At 37.5% G+C, this 19,609-nt stretch carries 21 protein-coding genes and 1 rRNA gene; 11 read left to right on the forward strand and 11 right to left on the reverse strand.

Annotated features, from left to right (window positions below; all coding sequences use genetic code 11):
• Window positions 1–14 precede the first annotated feature (14 nt).
• Entirely contained in the window at window positions 15–473 is a 459-nt protein-coding gene (gene secB, locus AC0JIQ_RS13610) for a protein-export chaperone SecB (RefSeq protein ID WP_004664141.1), read from the forward strand.
• A 60-nt stretch (window positions 474–533) separates the two neighbouring features.
• On the opposite strand, the gene AC0JIQ_RS13615 is transcribed toward secB, so the two are convergent.
• From AC0JIQ_RS13615 to AC0JIQ_RS13625, 3 genes are all read right to left on the reverse strand, one after another.
• Window positions 534–1,142 (reverse strand): alpha-ketoglutarate-dependent dioxygenase AlkB family protein, encoded by a 609-nt coding sequence (locus AC0JIQ_RS13615; RefSeq protein ID WP_474201961.1) that lies wholly within the window; start codon window positions 1,140–1,142, stop codon window positions 534–536.
• Entirely contained in the window at window positions 1,129–1,971 is an 843-nt protein-coding gene (locus AC0JIQ_RS13620) for a bifunctional transcriptional activator/DNA repair enzyme AdaA (protein WP_474201962.1), read from the reverse strand. The genes AC0JIQ_RS13615 and AC0JIQ_RS13620 overlap by 14 nt, the downstream gene beginning before the upstream one ends.
• A 204-nt stretch (window positions 1,972–2,175) precedes the next feature.
• On the reverse strand, window positions 2,176–2,553 hold the full coding sequence (locus AC0JIQ_RS13625; RefSeq protein WP_004664136.1) for a cytochrome b562: 378 nt from the start codon (window positions 2,551–2,553) through the stop codon (window positions 2,176–2,178).
• Between the two features lie 278 nt (window positions 2,554–2,831).
• On the opposite strand from AC0JIQ_RS13625, the gene AC0JIQ_RS13630 reads away from it, so the two are divergent.
• On the forward strand, window positions 2,832–3,320 hold the full coding sequence (locus AC0JIQ_RS13630; protein WP_346511842.1) for a phospholipase C/P1 nuclease family protein: 489 nt from the start codon (window positions 2,832–2,834) through the stop codon (window positions 3,318–3,320).
• Between the two features lie 19 nt (window positions 3,321–3,339).
• Here the strand turns inward: AC0JIQ_RS13630 and coaBC are convergent, their stop codons facing one another.
• Window positions 3,340–4,596: a bifunctional phosphopantothenoylcysteine decarboxylase/phosphopantothenate--cysteine ligase CoaBC gene (gene coaBC / locus AC0JIQ_RS13635; RefSeq protein ID WP_004664133.1), complete on the reverse strand. Its 1,257-nt coding sequence runs from the start codon at window positions 4,594–4,596 to the stop codon at window positions 3,340–3,342.
• Between the two features lie 110 nt (window positions 4,597–4,706).
• Between coaBC and radC the strand changes: the two genes are divergently transcribed.
• Together radC and AC0JIQ_RS13645 are read left to right on the forward strand one after the other, a co-directional pair.
• Window positions 4,707–5,429: a RadC family protein gene (radC, locus tag AC0JIQ_RS13640; RefSeq protein WP_474201963.1), complete on the forward strand. Its 723-nt coding sequence runs from the start codon at window positions 4,707–4,709 to the stop codon at window positions 5,427–5,429.
• A 44-nt stretch (window positions 5,430–5,473) separates the two neighbouring features.
• Complete coding sequence (locus tag AC0JIQ_RS13645) at window positions 5,474–6,385, forward strand: bestrophin family protein (protein ID WP_004664130.1); 912 nt, start codon at window positions 5,474–5,476, stop codon at window positions 6,383–6,385.
• A gap of 205 nt (window positions 6,386–6,590) precedes the next feature.
• Here the strand turns inward: AC0JIQ_RS13645 and AC0JIQ_RS13650 are convergent, their stop codons facing one another.
• Entirely contained in the window at window positions 6,591–7,442 is an 852-nt protein-coding gene (locus AC0JIQ_RS13650; protein WP_474201964.1) for a PHP domain-containing protein, read from the reverse strand.
• Between the two features lie 45 nt (window positions 7,443–7,487).
• Between AC0JIQ_RS13650 and AC0JIQ_RS13655 the strand changes: the two genes are divergently transcribed.
• The 4 genes from AC0JIQ_RS13655 to mnmC are packed head-to-tail and all read left to right on the forward strand — an operon-like array spanning window position 7,488 to window position 10,810.
• The gene (locus AC0JIQ_RS13655; RefSeq protein ID WP_004664925.1) at window positions 7,488–8,099 is read left to right on the forward strand and encodes a septation protein IspZ; all 612 of its coding nucleotides are present in this window, start codon (window positions 7,488–7,490) and stop codon (window positions 8,097–8,099) included.
• A gap of 24 nt (window positions 8,100–8,123) precedes the next feature.
• Window positions 8,124–8,426 (forward strand): YciI family protein, encoded by a 303-nt coding sequence (locus AC0JIQ_RS13660; RefSeq protein ID WP_046737900.1) that lies wholly within the window; start codon window positions 8,124–8,126, stop codon window positions 8,424–8,426.
• Between the two features lie 3 nt (window positions 8,427–8,429).
• Window positions 8,430–8,882 (forward strand): SH3 domain-containing protein, encoded by a 453-nt coding sequence (locus AC0JIQ_RS13665; RefSeq protein ID WP_474201965.1) that lies wholly within the window; start codon window positions 8,430–8,432, stop codon window positions 8,880–8,882.
• Window positions 8,883–8,899: 17 nt separating this feature from the next.
• On the forward strand, window positions 8,900–10,810 hold the full coding sequence (gene mnmC / locus AC0JIQ_RS13670) for a bifunctional tRNA (5-methylaminomethyl-2-thiouridine)(34)-methyltransferase MnmC2/FAD-dependent 5-carboxymethylaminomethyl-2-thiouridine(34) oxidoreductase MnmC1 (RefSeq protein ID WP_474201966.1): 1,911 nt from the start codon (window positions 8,900–8,902) through the stop codon (window positions 10,808–10,810).
• 69 nt (window positions 10,811–10,879) lie between these two features.
• Here the strand turns inward: mnmC and AC0JIQ_RS13675 are convergent, their stop codons facing one another.
• The gene (locus AC0JIQ_RS13675) at window positions 10,880–11,194 is read right to left on the reverse strand and encodes a rhodanese-like domain-containing protein (protein WP_004664933.1); all 315 of its coding nucleotides are present in this window, start codon (window positions 11,192–11,194) and stop codon (window positions 10,880–10,882) included.
• A 90-nt stretch (window positions 11,195–11,284) separates the two neighbouring features.
• On the opposite strand from AC0JIQ_RS13675, the gene AC0JIQ_RS13680 reads away from it, so the two are divergent.
• Window positions 11,285–11,773 (forward strand): YajQ family cyclic di-GMP-binding protein, encoded by a 489-nt coding sequence (locus AC0JIQ_RS13680; RefSeq protein WP_004655922.1) that lies wholly within the window; start codon window positions 11,285–11,287, stop codon window positions 11,771–11,773.
• A 14-nt stretch (window positions 11,774–11,787) separates the two neighbouring features.
• Window positions 11,788–12,282 (forward strand): DUF4442 domain-containing protein, encoded by a 495-nt coding sequence (locus tag AC0JIQ_RS13685; protein WP_004664935.1) that lies wholly within the window; start codon window positions 11,788–11,790, stop codon window positions 12,280–12,282.
• Between the two features lie 48 nt (window positions 12,283–12,330).
• Here AC0JIQ_RS13685 and AC0JIQ_RS13690 read toward each other — a convergent pair whose 3' ends face one another.
• The 3 genes from AC0JIQ_RS13690 to AC0JIQ_RS13700 are packed head-to-tail and all read right to left on the reverse strand — an operon-like array spanning window position 12,331 to window position 14,080.
• Window positions 12,331–12,744 (reverse strand): acyl-CoA thioesterase, encoded by a 414-nt coding sequence (locus tag AC0JIQ_RS13690; protein WP_005214645.1) that lies wholly within the window; start codon window positions 12,742–12,744, stop codon window positions 12,331–12,333.
• Window position 12,745: 1 nt separating this feature from the next.
• A complete protein-coding gene (gene trxC, locus AC0JIQ_RS13695; RefSeq protein ID WP_474201967.1) occupies window positions 12,746–13,183 on the reverse strand; it encodes a thioredoxin TrxC in 438 nt (145 codons plus the stop codon).
• A complete protein-coding gene (locus tag AC0JIQ_RS13700; RefSeq protein ID WP_346511835.1) occupies window positions 13,184–14,080 on the reverse strand; it encodes an alpha/beta hydrolase in 897 nt (298 codons plus the stop codon).
• Between the two features lie 123 nt (window positions 14,081–14,203).
• Here AC0JIQ_RS13700 and AC0JIQ_RS13705 point away from each other — a divergent pair, with 123 nt between their 5' ends.
• The gene (locus AC0JIQ_RS13705) at window positions 14,204–14,539 is read left to right on the forward strand and encodes a protein tyrosine phosphatase family protein (protein WP_474201968.1); all 336 of its coding nucleotides are present in this window, start codon (window positions 14,204–14,206) and stop codon (window positions 14,537–14,539) included.
• Between the two features lie 60 nt (window positions 14,540–14,599).
• Here the strand turns inward: AC0JIQ_RS13705 and AC0JIQ_RS13710 are convergent, their stop codons facing one another.
• Window positions 14,600–19,012, reverse strand: a complete 4,413-nt coding sequence (locus tag AC0JIQ_RS13710) for a hypothetical protein (protein ID WP_474201969.1) — start codon at window positions 19,010–19,012, stop codon at window positions 14,600–14,602.
• A 342-nt stretch (window positions 19,013–19,354) separates the two neighbouring features.
• Window positions 19,355–19,469, reverse strand: a 5S ribosomal RNA gene (gene rrf, locus AC0JIQ_RS13715).
• Window positions 19,470–19,609: the final 140 nt, after the last annotated feature.

The raw sequence follows: 19,609 nt of genomic DNA on the forward strand, positions 1-19,609 counted from the left end.
TTTAAGGAAAAACAATGAGCGAAGAACAAGTTCAACCACAACTCGCGTTAGAACGTATTTATACAAAAGACATTTCTTTTGAGGTTCCTGGTGCGCAAGTATTTACTAAACAATGGCAGCCAGAACTCAATATCAATTTATCTTCTTCAGCAGAAAAAATTGATCCAACACACTACGAAGTGTCTTTAAAAGTTGTGGTTCAAGCAAATAATGAAAATGAAACTGCGTTCATCGTTGATGTAACTCAATCAGGTATTTTCCTTATTGATGGTGTAGAAGAAGATCGCCTTCCTTACATCTTAGGTGCATACTGCCCAAATATTCTATTCCCATTCTTACGTGAGTCTGTAAATGACTTAGTCACTAAGGGTAGCTTCCCACAATTGTTACTTACTCCAATTAACTTTGATGCTGAGTTCGAAGCAAACATGCAACGTTTACAAGCGGATGCTGATGCACAGGGTCAAGCATAATTACGCTGATGATTGTATTAAAAAAGGACTGATTTTCAGTCCTTTTTTATTGTCAAATAATCAATCAACAATTGTTCTAAAGGTCAAATTAACTCTAGGTGTAGTCACTTTCTTGGTTGGTGGTAAACGATGTAGCCAGTAGCTTTGAGTCGTATCTTTCATGACCAACAAACTGCCATGCTCTAAGTACAACTCGATTTTTTCCTTGCTATGTTTATGTTTAAATGCAAATTTTCTTTCTGCACCAAAACTGAGTGAAGCTATTGCACCATCTCTTTTAAGATCTGTTTCATCATCACTATGCCAAGCCATGCCTTCTTCACCTGTGTGATAAAGATTGAGCAGACATGAGTTGAATAATTCACCTGATAAGCTTTCGACAAGTACCTTTAATTCGAGTAATTCTTTTGTCCAAGGCAATGCATATTTATTGATATTTGAATAGGTATATTCAAATGCCTGATCACCATACCAAGCCACTTTTCTTTTGGTGATGATTTTTCGCCCAAAAATGATTGCTTGATCGTTTTCCCATGCAATATTTTGCATGAGCTTGTCAAAATAATCGTCTGCTCTCAAATTTGGAATCACTTTTCCATAATATTGAACAGTGCCTTGATAAGGTAAATAGTTATGATTTGGATCAGCATCAATATCAAATAGTTGCATGGATATGTACGCCCTCCCAAGCAATGATTGCCGTTTTTCTCAATTGTCCCCATTCATATCCACCGAATGCACCTGTCGATTGAATCACACGATGGCATGGAATCAGAAAAGCAATCGGATTATTACCAATTGCGGTACCCACCGCACGTGCGGCTTTAGGATGATCAATCGATTTTGCAAGCTCTCCATAAGTCGTGAGTTGACCCATTGGAATTTTGAGTAAAGATTGCCAAACCTTCAACTGAAACGCTGTCCCTTTTAAATGTAATTTAATCTTGGCCAATTGACTGTGATCTGTCTGAAACAGGGCTAAAGCACTTTGTTGAAGTGAATCTGATTGAGCAATAAACATTGCTTTAGGAAATTGTGCTTTTAAATGCTGTAAAGCTTCTGTTGGATTTTTCACAAATGTTAAAGCACAAATCCCCTTGGATGTTGAAGCAACTAAAACCTCACCGAATAATGTTTCTGCAAATTGATAAGAAATTGTTAAAGCTTCACCACCATTTTTATATTCAGCAGGTGTCATTCCTTCAATCTGAAGAAAAAGATCATGTAATCGACTGGTACTCGATAACCCTGTGGCAAAAGTCGCATCAAAGATACTGCCCTGTTGCTGCTTCAGAATCTGTTTTGCATATTCAATACTGGTAAATTGCAAAAATTTCTTAGGGCTCGTCCCCACCCATTCTGTAAACAAACGCTGAAAATGTGCTGGACTCAAATGAATATGAGCTGCCACCTCTTCAAGTTGTGGCTGCTGCTGAAAATTTTGTTGAATATAAGCAATTGCTTGAGCAACTTTTTGATAATGTTGTTGTGAGGACATAGACCACCTCTCATCATTCACATTTTCACTGTATCAATTTTAAAATGCAGTGAAAATCTGAATCATGCTAAGTTTAGGTTTTTGTTTATGCTTCTCTCTGTACAAATAAAAAAACTGCGCTCATTCAAGCACAGCTTTTAAAAGATAGAACATAAAATACTTTAGCTGATTACAAGGGATGACTCATCAATCATCTCGATGAGATTAGTGTGTATAGTATTTATGTCCCTGATCACGTAACTCGGCAATTTTTTTGCCTTGTTTTTTTGCTTCATCTAATTTACCCGCTTGAACAAGTACTTTAGCCTTATCAATCTCAACAATAATTTGATCAAATAAAGCTGTTGAGGTCGGTACTTTATCCGTTGTGTTTGCAGCTAATTTATATTGTTTTGAATGCGTTGCGGCATTACGCATATTATTTAAAGCAGTTGTCGCTGCTTGTGGATTTTCAGCTTGGTTAAACGCTTTATAATTTTTACCTAAAGCTTTCATATCATCAGATAAACCCGCAGCCATAACGGTGCTGCTAAGGGCAAGAGAAGAAAACATAATCACGGTGGCTAAAGTTTTTTTAATCATCAAGATATCCTATCGAAAACTGTGGCTGTAGATGGCTGATCAGAAGCAAAACTTATTTAACTCTGATTTGGCTGCATATATTGCTGCGCTGTTTTAGCATACATAAAAAATGCAACGATTTCGTTGCATTTTAATAAAAGGATATGTGTGCAGTTATAGGATGTAGACATTTTAATCACACACGCCATGATCTGTTCTATAGAAGGTGTTATTCATAACGTTACAGCCCGCTTTATGATGGCAGATCCAGATAAAGAACCATAATAAGAGAGAATAAAATGCCGATCACACCTTTACACTTAGGAATTGGCTGTTGTTGTAAAGCAATTGGTCAACAACAATTTAGCATGATGATTTTTGCAGGTACACAGTTTCTAATGGATATCGAACCTTTATTGGGTTTGATCTATGGCTGGCAATATTTACACCTATATACACATAATTTAATGGGTGCGACTCTCATAGGTAGTATTGCTCTCCTGATTGGTAAACCCATCAGTAAATGGAGTTTATCAATTATAAGTCATAGAAAATGGAGTATCTCATGGAAAACTGCTGCAATCAGTGCCTATATCGGTAGTTTTAGTCATATTCTCTTAGATGCCTTTATGCATCATGATGTTTATTTGTTTTATCCGTGGATATTGCAAAATCCATTATTAGGCTTAATTCCTTATTCAATTATTTTTTATGGCTGTGTATTCAGTGCCATTTTAGGCAGTTTATGCTGGTTGATTATTTTGAAACTTAAAAAGAAGGGAGTGTAAAACACTCCCTTGATCCATTCTATAAACGGCGCCGTAATGCATCCGCAATTGACTCCACCAATTGTTGTGAAATCTCTTGTTTTGATGCTTTCTCTAATTCGCGTTTTTGCATATGGTAAGACTGAGCAAAGAAAACCGTCATTGCATTTTCGTCTGAGGCAAAACCAATATCAGGGCGTGATACATCATTACACGCAATCATATCGAGCTTTTTAGCAACCAATTTTCCTGCTGCATATTGCTCAACATTTTGGGTTTCAGCTGCAAAACCAACCATAAATGGACGTTGTTGTTGCTCTGCAATCGTCGCCACGATATCTGGGTTCTTCACTAAAGCCACTGCAAGTTCATCACCTGCTTTTTTAATTTTATGTTCTGCAACTTGAGCCACGCGATAATCAGCAACTGCCGCCGTCGCAATAAAAATATCACAACCTTCTTTAAGCTGATTCATACTGACATCAAGCATTTGCATGGCTGAACTTACATTAATTCGTTGTACACCATTTGGTGTATCTAAACTTACTGGACCTGCAACTAAAGTGACTTTTGCACCAGCTGCGTAACAAGCGGCTGCTAGTGAAAAACCCATTTTACCAGTACTGTGATTGGAAATATAACGAACTGGATCAATTGCTTCTCGTGTCGGACCAGCTGTAATAGTGACACGTTTACCAGCCAACAAACCAAATTTTTCAGCAATCGCACGCTGAGCTTTATGAAAATATGCAGCAACTTGACGCGCCAAATCTTCAGGTTCAGGCATACGTCCTAAGCCGACATCACCACATGCTTGCTCGCCTGCATCAGGCATAATGACATGTACACCATCTTCAACCAAAGTTTGCAAATTACGCTGAGTCGCTTTCGCTGCCCACATTTGTTGATTCATAGCAGGAGCAACCCAAACAGGGGCTTTCGTTGCTAAATATAAGGTGCTCAGTAAATCATCTGCTAAACCATTGGCAAATTTTGCAATGCTGTCACAACTTGCAGGTGCAACCAAAACGAGATCGGCCCAACGCGCCAATTCGATATGCCCCATGCCTGCTTCCGCTTCAGGATCCAATAATTCGGTATGTACAGGATTACCTGACAAAGCTTGGAAAGTGAGCGGTGTAATAAATGCTTGTGCACCGTGCGTCATTACGACACGAACATCGAAACCAAAATCTTTTAAACGGCGTACTAAAATCGCACTTTTATAGGCAGCAATACCACCAGTAACCGCTAATATAATGTTTTTATGTGGAATAACACTTAGATCAAAGCTCACAAACAGGATACCTTACTGTTGCAGTGGCGCTCACAATAGCATTAAATACGGTCATACCCAAGTGATGTACTTGGAAAAATCATCATCATAAAAAAATTACGTGAATAAAAATGAATCAATCTATAAAAACTTGGCCTGAACAAGAACGCCCACGTGAACGCTTATTACTACAAGGTGCGCAAAGCTTATCTGATGCAGAACTTTTAGCAATTTTTCTACGTTCAGGCTCAAAGCAACATTCTGCTGTTGAACTATCTCGGATTCTGATTCAACATTTTGGCGGCTTAAATCCAATTTTTGATGCTTCACTTGAGGACTTATCTCAATTTAATGGAATTGCATCCACCAAATATGCCCAATTGATGGCCGTCAAAGAGTTAGGAAGACGTTACCTGCATAATTATTTTCATCAACAACGTTTATGTTTAGACACATCAAGCTTAGTACTCGATTATTTACGCTACGAACTGCAAGGTGAAAAACAAGAGGTATTTGCTGTATTGTGTTTAGATGCTGAGCTGAGAAAACTACATTTTAAAAAACTCTTTTTTGGTTCACATCATTCATGCAGCGTTTCACTGAATCAAACCTTACGTTATGCTTTACAACAACAGGCTTGCCAAATCGTGGTTGCACATAATCATCCTTATGGTATTGCTCAACCTTCACCAGAAGATATTTATCTGACTCAGCAACTCGAACAAGCCTGTAAACTCGTTGAAATTAAACTGATTGATCATTTCATTATTGCGCCTGATGCTCATTTTTCATTTTCTGAACAACAACTACTCAGCCCTATTCAAATCAAGCAATCTGAGCTTGACAAAGCATAAATCTAACCCGAACATCAACACATAAAATTAATGATTCAAATAACATGATTGTCCGTGATCAACCGAGTATTTTTAAAGTTTTATTCTCATGGCGCGGGACGATTTTACCTAAAATTTTACCCTCTCTAGGATTTGTCATGCTTATCTCTGCCATTATTGGTGGTGTTGAGTATGTAGATCTGTATCGATTTCCAGAAATTCCTTTGGTAGGTTTTACACTGATTGGGGTTGTCCTTTCGATTTTTTTGGGTTTTAAGAATACAGCTTGTTATGATCGCTGGTGGGAAGCACGTAAACTGTGGGGTGTTTTAATTGCAACTTCTCGTCATTTTGACCGTGACTGTCGTGTATTAACTCAGGCTCGCCGTGAACGTATTATTCAAAATGTAATTGTATTTGCGAATGTGTTACGCGACCGCTTACGCCACCAAACAGCAAATCCCACTGAACTTACGGAAACCAGTGGCCTAAGCCAGCAAGCACTAACCCAACTCTATCAACAACATAATGCACCACAATACACACTTAGCCTAATTCAATGGGAACTATTACAAGCCATGAAAGAAGGTGAAATATCAGATATTATTTATACTCAAATGAATCGCCATGTCGCGGCCTTAAGTGAAATGCAAACGGGTTGTGATCGTATTGCGAATACCCCGATTCCATTTGCCTACTCTGTTTTACTGAATCGCACCGTATATTTTTTCTGTTTTATGCTGCCGTTTAGTTTAGGATCTTTATTAGGTCTAGTGACCCCACTTTTAGTCGGAATTTTGGCTTATACATTTTTGGGGTTAGATGCTTTAAGTACCGAAATTGAAGAACCATTTGGAACACAAAGCAATGACTTACCTTTAGATGCGATGGTGCGTTCAATTGAAATTGAGTTACTGGGAACATTAGGTCGCCCAACGCCTCCACCGATTCAAGCACATGATCATAATTTATTATAAATTTAGATAAACCGATGACGTTTCATTCACTTGTAATCAAACTCAGTATTTGATGATTTATCAAATACTGGCAGCAGCAAAGATTGATTTTTAAATTTAATAAGTCATTAGATTACAAAACCGTGAAACATCCATTGTACGCCCCATAAAATAATGATCAAAAAGATGATGATTAAATATAATTCTATTTTTTTCATGTGCAGGTTTATCTAAAACTTTCCCAAATCCCTATCTGCCCTTCTTTCACTTTAGGTGTATTACCCAGTTTAATCCACGGCATATTTTCACCATGAAAATCACTACCGATTGAAACAGCCAAATCAAACTGCTGAATCATTCGATCCACCATTTGACGTGTTGATGCAGGTTCTACACTCGGAGGAAGTTCAACAGCATCTCCGCCCGATTCAGCAAATAATTCAATTAAATAACGAATATTGGTCGCTGATAAATCATATCTGGTTGGATGGGCTAAAACTGCGAAGCCTTGGCTGGCATGGATCACATCAATCGTTTCTTTCAACCCCAAACCTTCAAATTTCACAAATGCCTTTTTTCCTTCTTTAAGAAAACGGTCAAATGCTTGTTGTGGGCGACTGACAATATTTTTCTCTACTAATGTTTTGGCAATATGAGTACGGGTTACTCGATCTGGATGTCCATCAACCTTGGCAATCACATCTGGGTAAATATCAAAATCAATACATTTCTCTAATAAGCTACAAATTACTTTCGCACGTTCAGCACGAACTTTTTTCTGATTTTCAAGCATTGCTTTTATAGGCGTCTCATCTTGCATATTCAAAGCAACAATATGAACACCATAACTCTTTTTAATATTTGGCCTTGACCATTGGCTGGATATCTCTACGCCAGAAATGATTTTAATATCATAGTCTTGAGCATGTTTTTTGGCACGCCTTAAAGCATCCATCGTGTCATGATCTGTCACGGCAAGCATCTTTATTTTTAAGTCAACAGCCGCCTCTACCAGTTGTTCTGGAGAGTACGTACCATCTGAAATTTGGGTATGTGTATGTAAATCGACACCGAACATGGTTTGTATTATGCTATCTGACCTATTTCATCATCGTACTGTAACATGAAAGCGTTGCTCGACTATCTGCCGATTATTATCTTCTTTTATTTTTATAAAACCACTGATCCCAAAGATAGTCATCACCCTTTATTACAGTTGGTTGGTAGTGCAGGAAATACCGATCAAAATCATATTCTTGTTGCAACCTGTGCGCTTTTAATTTCAACGCTTGTTGTTTACGGTTGTTTGTTCTTTTTCCAGAAATTTAAACTGGAAAAAATGCAATGGTTTATTGTTGTCATGTCGGTGATTTTTGGTGGAATCACACTCGTATTCAGTGATGTGACCTACATTAAAATGAAAGCAATCATCATCAATATCGGTATTGGAATAGGTTTTTTAGTTACCCCATTATTCAATAAAGAACGTACCCCAATTATTAAAAAGCTTCTTGGTTCATTACTCGAGTTAAGTCATCAAGGCTGGATGAGATTGAACTTAGCGTGGTGTGGGCAATTCTTTTTGCTTGCCGCTTTACATTTCTTCTTTGGGTTCGTCTATATGCAAGGTAAATATTGGGGCGAATTCACAGCTTTCGGCGATATTATCGTTTCTATCAGTTACCTTGCTGCTATACTATTTTTCTTAAGAAAGCATTTTAAAACCACCGACTGAATTTTGAATCATTGAGCGACTGCCATGCCTTATTTTGTCCTAACCTGTACTGATCATGAAGGTACCTTAGAAAAACGTTTAGCAACTCGTCCACAACATATTGAACGATTGCAAAAGCTAGATGATGAAGGACGTTTAATTGCTGCTGGCGCTCATCCTAAAGATCCAAATAATCCACAAGCAGGTTTTTTAGGCAGTACGATTATTGTTGAATTTGACACGCGTGAAGCGCTAGATAGCTGGATTCAGGAAGAGCCTTTTTTAAAAGAAGGAATTTACTCAAATATTGACGTAAAACCTTTCAACAAAGCTTTTCCAAAAGGGTAAATCATGCACTTTGCAGCCAAAAGCTTTTTCGCCTTATGCTTAATGAGTTCATCAGTCTGGGCTGTTGAACCAACACCAGCTGTCACACCGACAACAACTGTTCAAGCTAAACCAAACTCAACAACAGCTTACCCCCCTGTTGCTACGGCAACTGCTAAGCCCTTAACTGCTGAACAAATTGCAAAGGCTAAACAGCAACAAGAAGCAAAAGTCAAAGCATTGGTTCAAGATCAAGCCAATCGCTTAAAACAACTTGAAAATGCCAATCTTGAAGCACTTTCGCAAAATCAAGAATTACAACTCAAAAATGACAATCTTACTGTTCAGATTCAAGTTTTACAAAGTGAACGCAGTGCTCAAATGTTCTTGTATGGTGCTATGACCATTGCAGTTGGTGTCATTCTAGGTTTCTTTATTGCGAGCTATGTCTACACCAAACGTCGTCGCCAGTGGTAAAAATATAATTTTTATTTATGTCTCACTCATCAAAATTACAAACTGCTGAATTAGATTGGGAAATAGTCGATGGCATCGAAATTCCTATTTCTAAGCAATTCGGTGATGTTTACTTTTCTAAAGACAATGGTTTACTTGAAACCCGACATGTATTTTTAAATGGCAATGATTTAACCGAACGCCTCTCTCAACTACATGATTATCAATATTTCTGTGTAGGTGAAACTGGTTTTGGTACAGGACTCAATATTTTGACCCTGTGGCAACTCTGGCAACAAGTTCGCTTAGATAATCACAGCCATTTACATGTTGTCAGCGTTGAAAAATTTCCATTAAATAAAGCAGATTTGATCCGTGCACTCAATGTTTGGACAGAGCTCAAACCTTTAGCAGAAAAATTGATTCAGCAATATCCCTTGCCAATTGCAGGTTGTCATCGTTTAAGTTTTCCTGAAGAACGTTTTAGCATTGATTTATGGCTAGGGGATGCTCAGGATATTTTTCCAACTATTCCCAAAACTCAAGCAGTTAATGCATGGTTTTTGGACGGTTTTGCCCCGTCTTGTAATCCAGATATGTGGCAAGCAAATGTCTTAGATCACATGGTGCGTTTATCTGATTTTGGAACAACTTTCGCATCCTTTAGTGTCGCAGGCATATTAAAACGTGGGCTTAAACAACACGGCCTCCAAATCAGCCGTCCACGAGGTTTTGGTCATAAACGAGAAATGCTCAAAGCTATTTGGCTAAATGCTTCACAAGAAGAAACTGACACCGCCGATTCGAAGCAAGACATGATGATTCAAAATGAATCTGAAATAACGAGCTCAGCATCTGTACAGCGACATATTGCGATTATTGGCGCAGGAATCGCAGGTTTAAGCTCAGCATGGGCATTTGCTCAACGAGGACATCAAGTTACGATCTACGAGCAAAATGAGCCGCTTTCAGGTGCATCTGGCAATCCACTGGCGTTGCTCAATCCAAAGCTATGCCCAATTGAACAGGCGCATGAACACTTGATGACCTCGAGTTGGCAACATGCGTTAAATTTTTATCCTCGTTTTAAGGCATTTAGACCGATTCAAGTACAGCAGATTGCATTAAAAAATGCAGATGAACTGCTAGGACTGGTTGAGCAATATCCTGAAAACGTTTTAACTGCAAATACAACGCTTGAATGCCTTCCTGAGACAGAGCTTCCAAGTCTGACCTTACATGAAGCGGGTGCAGTTTCACCCCATCAATTACGTGATGAGATTTTACAACATCCTAATATTCGAATAGAAAAAGCAAAAATTTCTCGATTAGAGTCGACTGATAGCCAAGTTACACTCTGGCAAGACCAACAAAAAATTGCCATAACGGATCATGCGATTGTCTGTTGTGCCAAACAAAGTGCTGAGTTATTTGAAAATTATCCTGTCTTAAAGCCAATTCGGGGACAAGTCAGCTGGGTTGAGAATATCCAACGACCTTTAGCACTGAATCAAGCTTATAGTTATGGCGGCTATTGCATGCAACTGGATGCCTCACAGTTAATTCTTGGTGCATCTTTTTATCCCAATCGGGATGATGCAGAAGTGCTAACTGAAGATCATGTTCATAACTACGAACTTATCCACAGTGTCTTCCCTCAATATGCAGAACAACTTCCAAAGCTGGAGACTTGGCAAGGAAGAGCATCCGTTCGCGCACAAAGTTTAGATTATTTCCCCTTAGTTGGGAAAATACAAAATCTTGATCAAATCTATACTTTTGCTGGTTTAGGATCGAAAGGTTTCTTATTTGCGCCATTATGTAGTGAAATCTTAGCAGCACTAATTTTAGGTGAACTTTGCCCAGTTCCTCAAAGTTTATTGGATAAATTAAATCCTCAAAGATTTCAAAAGAAATTAAAAGCTAAAAAACCTTATTATTCTGGGTAAATTATTATTTTAGTTGTTCATTCTTGAAATTTGCCAAAATACCCAAGTATTTTGGCAAATTTAACTGATCTATGCGCCTTGTTCTAAAGCTAAGCCAGCATCACGTGCTGCACGTGTACCGCCCATCAATACAACATATTCACGAGAATCATCTAAACCGTCTAAAAGCTCTGCTGCGCGTGGTGCTTTACTACCGCCACCACATAAAATATAAATCGGCTGATCCGCTGCAACTTGAGTCAAACTATCCGCATTAATTTCAGCAATTGGACGATTTAACGCCCCTTTGACGTGTGCCTCTGCATAAGCTTTGGCATCTCGGACATCCCAAATGACTGCGCCTTCTGGGAACTCAAATGTTGTAATTTCTTGTTTACGGATCATTGTGCACTCCTTTGATATAAACAACACTTGGCAAATGAAGAAAACACCCTTAGCATCTCAAATATTCTTTCCCTTTGTAAAGGTCTAACCATGCCTTCTTTTGATATTGTTTCTGAATTAGAGTTATTTGAAGTCAATCATGCTGTACAAAATACAGAAAAAGAGATTGCAACACGTTTTGACTTCCGTGGACAAGACGTTTCAATTGAGTTAAATGAAAAAAATAAAGAAATCAAAATCTCAACTGAAAGTGACTTCCAATGCGAACAAGTCTATACCATGCTTGAAAATCACTTCTATAAACGTAAGATTGATGTACAAGCTTTAGATCCACAAAAAGCCACTGCTTCTGGTAAAAATGTGGTTCAAGTGATCAAGCTGAAAGATGGACTTGACTCAGATACCGCAAAAAAAATTAATAAAGCCATTAAAGAAAGTGGTATCAAAGCGCAATCTTCTATCCAAGGAGACAAAATCCGTGTCACAGATAAAAAGCGCGATACATTGCAACAAGTCATGAACTTTTTACGTGAACAACAATTTGGTCTACCACTTCAATTTAATAATTTCAAAGACTAAACATTAGGTTCACTATGGCAAAAGATAACCGTCTTTATACGCTGGTTAAAACCACTTCTAAATTTCCAAAAAGTATTCGTAGTACGCTATGGAGTAAAGCTTTTGGTCGTGTTGTTCCTATGGTTGGAACAGCAAATATTCGTTATTTAGAAGTTGATAAAGACCATGTCACTGTGCGCATTGAAAACCAACGTAATATGCAAAATCATATTAAAGGGGTTCACGCAGCAGCAATGGCTTTATTAGCAGAAACTGCAACGGGCTTTTTAACGGGCTTACATATCCCAGATGATCGTATCTTGTTAATTAAATCATTACATGTCGATTATTTAAAAGTTGCGCAAGGCGGTTTAACTGCTACAGCAAGCTTGTCAGCAGACCAAAAAAAGTTTATTGCTGAACATGACAAAGGCGAGTTATTGATTCCTGTGACCGTAATTGACGATTCTGGTAACGAACCAATCCAATGTCAGATGCTTTGGGCTTGGCTACCAAAACGTAAAAAATAGTCTTAGATTTAAAATAAAGCCCAATTAAATTTGGGCTTTATTGTTTTATCAGCTTGCTAAAAAATCTTGCTTAATTTGTTCTGAGATTTGTCGTTTATTACCATTCACATCAACAGCAACAAATGTAAAAACACCTTGAGTGATTCGAATCGGATCCCGTGAATTGTCGTGACTATTCCATACCTCGATTTGCACCTGTACGGAAGTATTGCCGACTTTCAAAATTTTAGTATAGCAACTAATCACATTTCCAACCTTAACAGGCACAAGGAAAGTCATTTCATTAATCGCAATTGTTGCACATCGTCCCTTACTCAAACGCTCAACATGAATCGCTCCTGCGAGATCCATCTGTGAAACAATCCATCCTCCAAATACATCACCACTCCAGTTTGTATCTGCTGGCATAGCAATATTCTGCAAGGATAAAACTCCTTCTGGATGATTTGAACGTTCAGTCATGTTAATGTCCTTGATGTTGCTGTAATTGCTGATTTAACCATTGCTGTAGCTCTGGTGTACGTAATGCACCACTTATTCTGGCCAATTCAGTCGTCTTATTCATTAAGACCAAAGTCGGAATACTGCGGACATTAAATGCCGCACTTAAACGTGGGTTTGCTTCAGTGTCAATTTTAGCAAACACGACGTGAGGATTATGTTTGGCAACCTCAGCAAAATGAGGTGCCATCATTTTACAAGGATTACACCATTCTGCCCAAAGATCGATGAGTACAGGTAAATCTGTATTACTAATGAAATGGCTAAAATTTTGTTCATTTAATTCAATTGGCGCTAACCTTAATAATGGTTGATGGCATTGCCCACAGTTTGGATGTACTGCTAATTTTTCTTCAGGTACACGATTTTTTGCACCACAGGATGCACAGACAATGATCATTTACATCACTCCGATATGTTGATGTAAAAATTCTAATTGGGTTGTGACTGCTTTTTCAAACCAAGAACCATGATAAACATCGAAATGTTTCATTTCCCACTCATGATAGCTTACAAATGGTGCAATATTTGTAGCAGCTTCACGACTAGATTCAATTGGAATCAAAGAATCATGTTTCGCAGCAATAAACAAAACAGGGATATTAATTTTGCGTACAAATTGAATCGGACGATAGCGCATTAAATTAAAAAATACACGCGCAGGAACTTCACCACTCCAATAATAGTCAGGATTTACAATCGAATGATAACCATAATAACTATCGGAGGTCGGTAAAAAGCATAGCTTATGCTGATCTACAACTGGCAGAGTTTTAGGTACTAAGCCCATCTTAGACCCCATGTAATCCTGACTAGAGCGCTTTAAAGCCTCTGGATAACGCTGTAATGGGTATAATTTTGCTGTTTCAGCACCATCAACATAAGGCACTTGTACCATCACGGCCTGAATATTTTTAAGGTCAGTAGCTAAACTAAGCGCATATCCACCGCTTAGTGAGGTTCCCCATAAAATAATACGTCGACTATCAATTAATTTACAATTCGAAGCATATTGAACAATTGTTTTCCAATCATCTAGTTGAGCACTGAGTGAAACCAATTCACGCGGTTTTCCTGTGCTTCCGCCCCAATAGCGATAATCAAATAAAATGACAGCATAGCCAGCTTTAGCGAAACGTTGTGCATACTGAACTAATTTAAATTGGCGTAATCCAGCAAATCCATGAGCCATAAGAATTACAGCAGGTTTAATATTGGTCTTTGGTAGATAGAAATCTGCTGCTATGGTTTCTTCGCCACTAGGAACATACAACGGCTCAACTGTGTAGGTGTGCATGCGCGCTCCAATGCTTTATCTTATTACTTATCATCATTTATTTGCTACAGACATTTAAACTCAAGATCAAGCTTAATGCTATGATAGAGCATAAAATGTTTTGTTTATTTTTGGAGTGACAAGATGTCAGAAAATGTTGGTTTTGCAGGTCAAATCGGCCCTGAACATATAGATCAAGTTGTCGAAAAAGGCTTCAAATCTATTATTAATAATCGTCCAGACATGGAAGGTGGTTCTGAACAACCTACAAGTGCACAGATTGAAGAATCAGCTCGTAATGCTGGCCTAGATTATGTTTACCAACCAGTTGTTGCAGGTCAGATCACAGAGTTAGATGTTCGCACATTTGCTAATCACTATAACGAATTGCCAAAACCTATTTTAATGTTTTGTCGTACAGGTAATCGCTCTAATAACCTATACCAATTAGCGAAGCAGATGGACTTGTTGGATGATTAATTCAATTCATCAAAATAAAACTAGAAGCCCTTGAGCTTCCAGTTTTATTTGAATTAGAAATTATTTACAGGTATGTAAAGTTCCATACGGGCTAGTATTATCTAATGATGGTGTATATGCCCAATTCGACGTATCAAAATCATCGGCAACTGGTGCCAAGGAAACCGTACGATAACCATGTATTGGAGTACTTGATAAGGTTGTTGTTGCTCCAACCTGAACAGACAACCATGAGGCATATGCTTTCGGATAACGAATTTGGAAATCAAATTTACCTTCTTTATCCGTAGTATAAGTTGCTGTATAAGGATTTGCTTCACTTGCACCAATAAAGCGTACAGCATTCAGTGTTTCTAATACTTGATTACCGTTGCGATCCAGAGTCAAGATATCTCGATACGTATTCAATACCTGATCAAATTTGTTCAAACCATGAATAGTCACATTACGATCATCGTATGGAGTTGTTGGATCATCATTTGCAGGAACAGTACATGATAATGGTCCAACTAATGGAGGTGCTGGTGGTAAATATTGAACCCAAGATTTCACTTTTGTTACAGAATCCTCAACTACTGTCCAAGCGCCTCGTTTAAACTCCACAGCCCGCACATCCATTGTAACATTTTGATTTGCAACAGGGCGGCCATCTAAGTCAACAACTTGTGCAGAAGCACTCCAGTTATAATAGACACCATTTGGATCATCCACACCTACTTTGGTTGGATTCATAGTCACTGTAATTGAACCTTGACTAGCAGGAACATCAGCAGCAATTATATCCGCCAAATAGCTTTGACGTCGTTCAGTTCCATTATTATCTTTAACTAGTGCTTCTACACGAAGGTCATCTATCACAAATTGAGCTGCGCTATAACCTTGTCCACGAAGGTTTTCATCAACAACAACTGTGAATGTAGCCCAACCATTTGCATCACTATCAACTGTTGATGCCCCACGAATGTATGCCCCATTTTTTTGGTATTCTGGAATAGTTAAAGTTACTGCCTTACCGGATTGACTCGAACCATTAATATCAGTAACAAGTACAGAAATATCTACAGCATCACCACGAACATGCAACTTATCTTTAGATGCTTTCAATTTCAAATCTAACTGAGGCGCTAACGCAGTTGGTGAATTTACTGATATTTGTGATACTTGTTGTACTAAAGCACCTTGTTCATTAACGTGCGATGCTATGAGTAAAATAGGTGCTGTATTGGTATCGACAGTAGCCTTCATATCTAGGGTAAAAACAGCCTCACCATATTGATTAGTAACAACTTGTGAAGCACCTTTGATTGAAGTTACATTTCTAGGATCAACAATCGTTAAAGTTACTGGCTGATTTGCCACTCCGCCTTGATTAACATCTAATAGCTTAACGGTAGTTAATGCTGTATCACCTGCCGTACTTAATGAGACTTTATTACTATCAATTGTTAAATGATTTACATTGATAGGCGCAACTACAGTGAAGTTTAAGGTTGTTTTTAATTCTTCACCTTTTGGATTTTTAATTGTACCAAAGACTTTTATACCAGAAGTTAATAAAGCAGACTTAACGGAATCTGACATATCTTTTGGAATAGTCATTGAAATTGGGACTGTGCCATTTGCAGTTGTCATTACGGAATCAGCGCTCAACTTTATTCCTGCATTTATTGCTTCTTGATTTAAAGATAAATTAACAGGATAAGCAGTATTTGCACCAAGCTCATCTTTTACAGCAACTTGAACTTGATATGTTTGACCTATTTCCAGGTCATTCTTATCAGAAGTTAAACGTAAATTAACTGAGTCTTTAGGAATGGCAACTTGAATAGTACCTGTTTGCTGGATACGATCACCATTGTTAAGATTCGTTCCAACAACAGCGAATGTAATTCCATTTTTGATTAGACTAGCATCATAAACACCTTCAGATACCTTAACCGTAAACTCAGCTTCACCTTTGCTATTTGTTGTCAGCGAAACATTGGATAAAGAAACTCTAGAACTTACCAAGTTAGATAAAGCAATAGTCAATGGAGTATTCGCAATCATATTGCCTGCATTATCTTTAGCCGTTACTTTTACTCGTACTTCTCCACCCAAAACAGATACTGTTTGGACATCATAAGATAAGGCTAATCCTGCAAGATTTGGCAAAATTACTGGTGGCTGACTAATATCAATTTTACGTGCTATCGTATAGGCTGAACCATCTTTACGCTTACTATTGACAGCAACTGTTATTCCATTCGCAATTAAATTTGCAAGTTCTGTTGGACTATTCGCCTTAATTTTAAGACTAAAAATAGCTTTACCGTTAGCGTCAGTTGAAATTGCTGATGCAGTAGCAAGACTTACTCCATTAGTTATTGCAGCTTCATTTAAACCAATACCAACTTTTTGACCCACTAAAAATTTACCATCAGTACCCGTTGCATTCACTGCTACTTGTATTGTTTGCTCAACACCTTGCGTTATTACTAAATTACCAGGCATGTCTACAGTTAAATAGTCTAGATCTAAATCAGTTTGATCTGTAGGAGCTTTAAAATTAATTGTTGTTGTTTGTTGTGCACTATTCGAACTAGCCTGTGCCGTAATACGAATACCGTTTGAAACTAGTTGCTTTTGTTGACTTAAACCACTTGCCTTATAGTCATAAACAAAAGTTGCGTATCCGGTTTCATCTGTATTTTTAGAAGATGGACCTGTTAGGCTTAAGCCTAAATTTTGTAAATCTGTTGTAGATAATGCTGTTGGTAATGAAACAGAAACTGTTTCACCTTTTAGAGCACTTCCTTTAACACCAATTGCTTTAACTTTTACAGTAATAGTCTGGTCTTTTGTATAATCAAAAGCAGTGTTAATCGGATCAATTAATAAATAACTTACTGCCTCTTCAGATTTAGCTTCATCCGTCACAGCAATTTTTATTTCATTTGTTAAGCTATTATCAGTCTTAAATGTAGCAGTAATACCCGCCTGTACTAAAACAGCAACAGCATCTGCAGTATTCGCATTAGTATGTAAAGTATATGTAATATAACCACCTGCAGCTGTACTAAAATCTCGCTCAGCACTTCCATCAAAAGTTACACCATTAGATGTAGCGATATTATTTAGTGCTAATGTAACTTTTCCTTTTGTAGCGGCCTCACCTTTATTATTAATGCCTTTAACAGTAATCGTTATCTGATCATTTTTTGCATTGATTTTATAAGAAGATGCAACTTCTAAACGTTGTAACGCTAACTGGTCTGCTGCATTACTATCAACAGTAATAACACTAATCGTATCTTGAGCAAAAACTTCTGTATTATCAGAGTATACCGCTTTTAAGTTAATACCCTGTTGTGACAAAGCGATTGGATAGTTAGAATTAGCTTTTAACGTAAAGGTTGCATAACCATTAGAGTCAGTTATTACTTCAGTTTGATCAATACTAACACCGTAAGCATCACTTTTATCTGTGAAAATTAACTTCACTTTTTTATTAGCTAGAGCAATATCACTACTATTTTTTGCACGCACTTTAACGATCGTCATACCATTTTGTGCAGTAATTGGTGCATCGGCTTTAATAATTTCAAGCTTTTGCACAATCTGTGAAATATCTTTAAAAGTAATCGCAGCTTTTACAGTTTTTTGAGCTTTATATTCATCTATCAATTTGAAATCTAAGCTTTGAGAAGTCGCAACAAACTTTTGAACTTCTTCAGTCGTTAAATCAGCATTTGCAACAATTGTAAATGTAGCAATACCATTGCTGTTGGTAGTAAGAGAAGATCCAGAAGAAATAGAAAACTTACCTTGCATCTCAACAGGTAAAGCTAAACTAACATTTTGGCCAGCTTTAACCCCACCATTTTGATCTGTCACTTGTGCATTAATCGTTGCAGATCCTTTAGGTAAATTAAGAACAACTCCTTGCTGAATATTTAAGTTAAAGTTACTTTGAACAGTACTGGTTTTAGCAATGTTTAGAGTATAAACCTGCTTAATTGATGTGCCATTCACAGTTGCTGTTAATAATACTTTACCCGTTCCTGCAGATATAGATGGTACATTTAGTTCAAACTCGGCAATACCGCCATCAACTGTTTTCACTAATGAAACTTTACTGGTTACACCTAATTTTTCACTATCGGTGATAGATAAAGTCACATCTTTATCAGCAATTCCACCACTATCTTTATTTAGTACTTGTATTGAGAATTTAACAGTAGAATTATCATTAGCATTAACAATTACATTATTTGAAGTATCTTTTAAGTCTAATACTTTAATACTTTCAGCAACTTTTGAACTATCAGTAGAAGAGTTATTCCCTGAATCAGAACCACTACCATTGGTATTATTAGAACTGTTATTTCCATAATACCCCCCACCCCCACCCCCACAAGCAACTAATGCAACTGAAGTAGCTAAAAGTGTAGAGTTAACCCCTAATTTTTTTAAATTAATTAAATACGTCATGGCAGTGTCCATCTTATGTAATAATTTAGCCCTAAATTACTATTATGGCTTTAGGACAAAAATTTACTAGAAATAACATTTTTTATCAATCAGCAACTGTCTCTTTATCCATATATATAGAGAACTAATTGGCATAAAAGTTAATTAAAAGTTTTATTGGATCTTTCCAATGCTTTACGTAAATGAAATCTTAGGGATTCTCAATCTAATAGATCTTTGATTTCGAGATATGACTCTATTTTCATCAGACTAAAATTTATTCTTAAATCAATCCCCAATTTATTTATTCCCCCCGAATAAAAAACACCCCCACTCTTTCGAATGGGGGTGTTTGAATTTAAAAGCTGGCGATGACTTACTCTCACATGGCAAACGCCACACTACCATCAGCGCTAAGAGGTTTCACTTCTGAGTTCGGGAAGGGATCAGGTGGTTCACTCTTGCTATTGTCGCCAGCAAACTGTTTTGGCTTTCGGTGGTCTTACGTTTTTTGCCACTTATTACCGAAAGAGTTATTAACGGATTAGATTATTGGGTCTGTATTGTAACTAGTTTTCACACTAAATCAAGTTATGTATTGAATTTATCTTGAATACA

This window comes from Acinetobacter sp. FB (genome assembly GCF_056033405.1).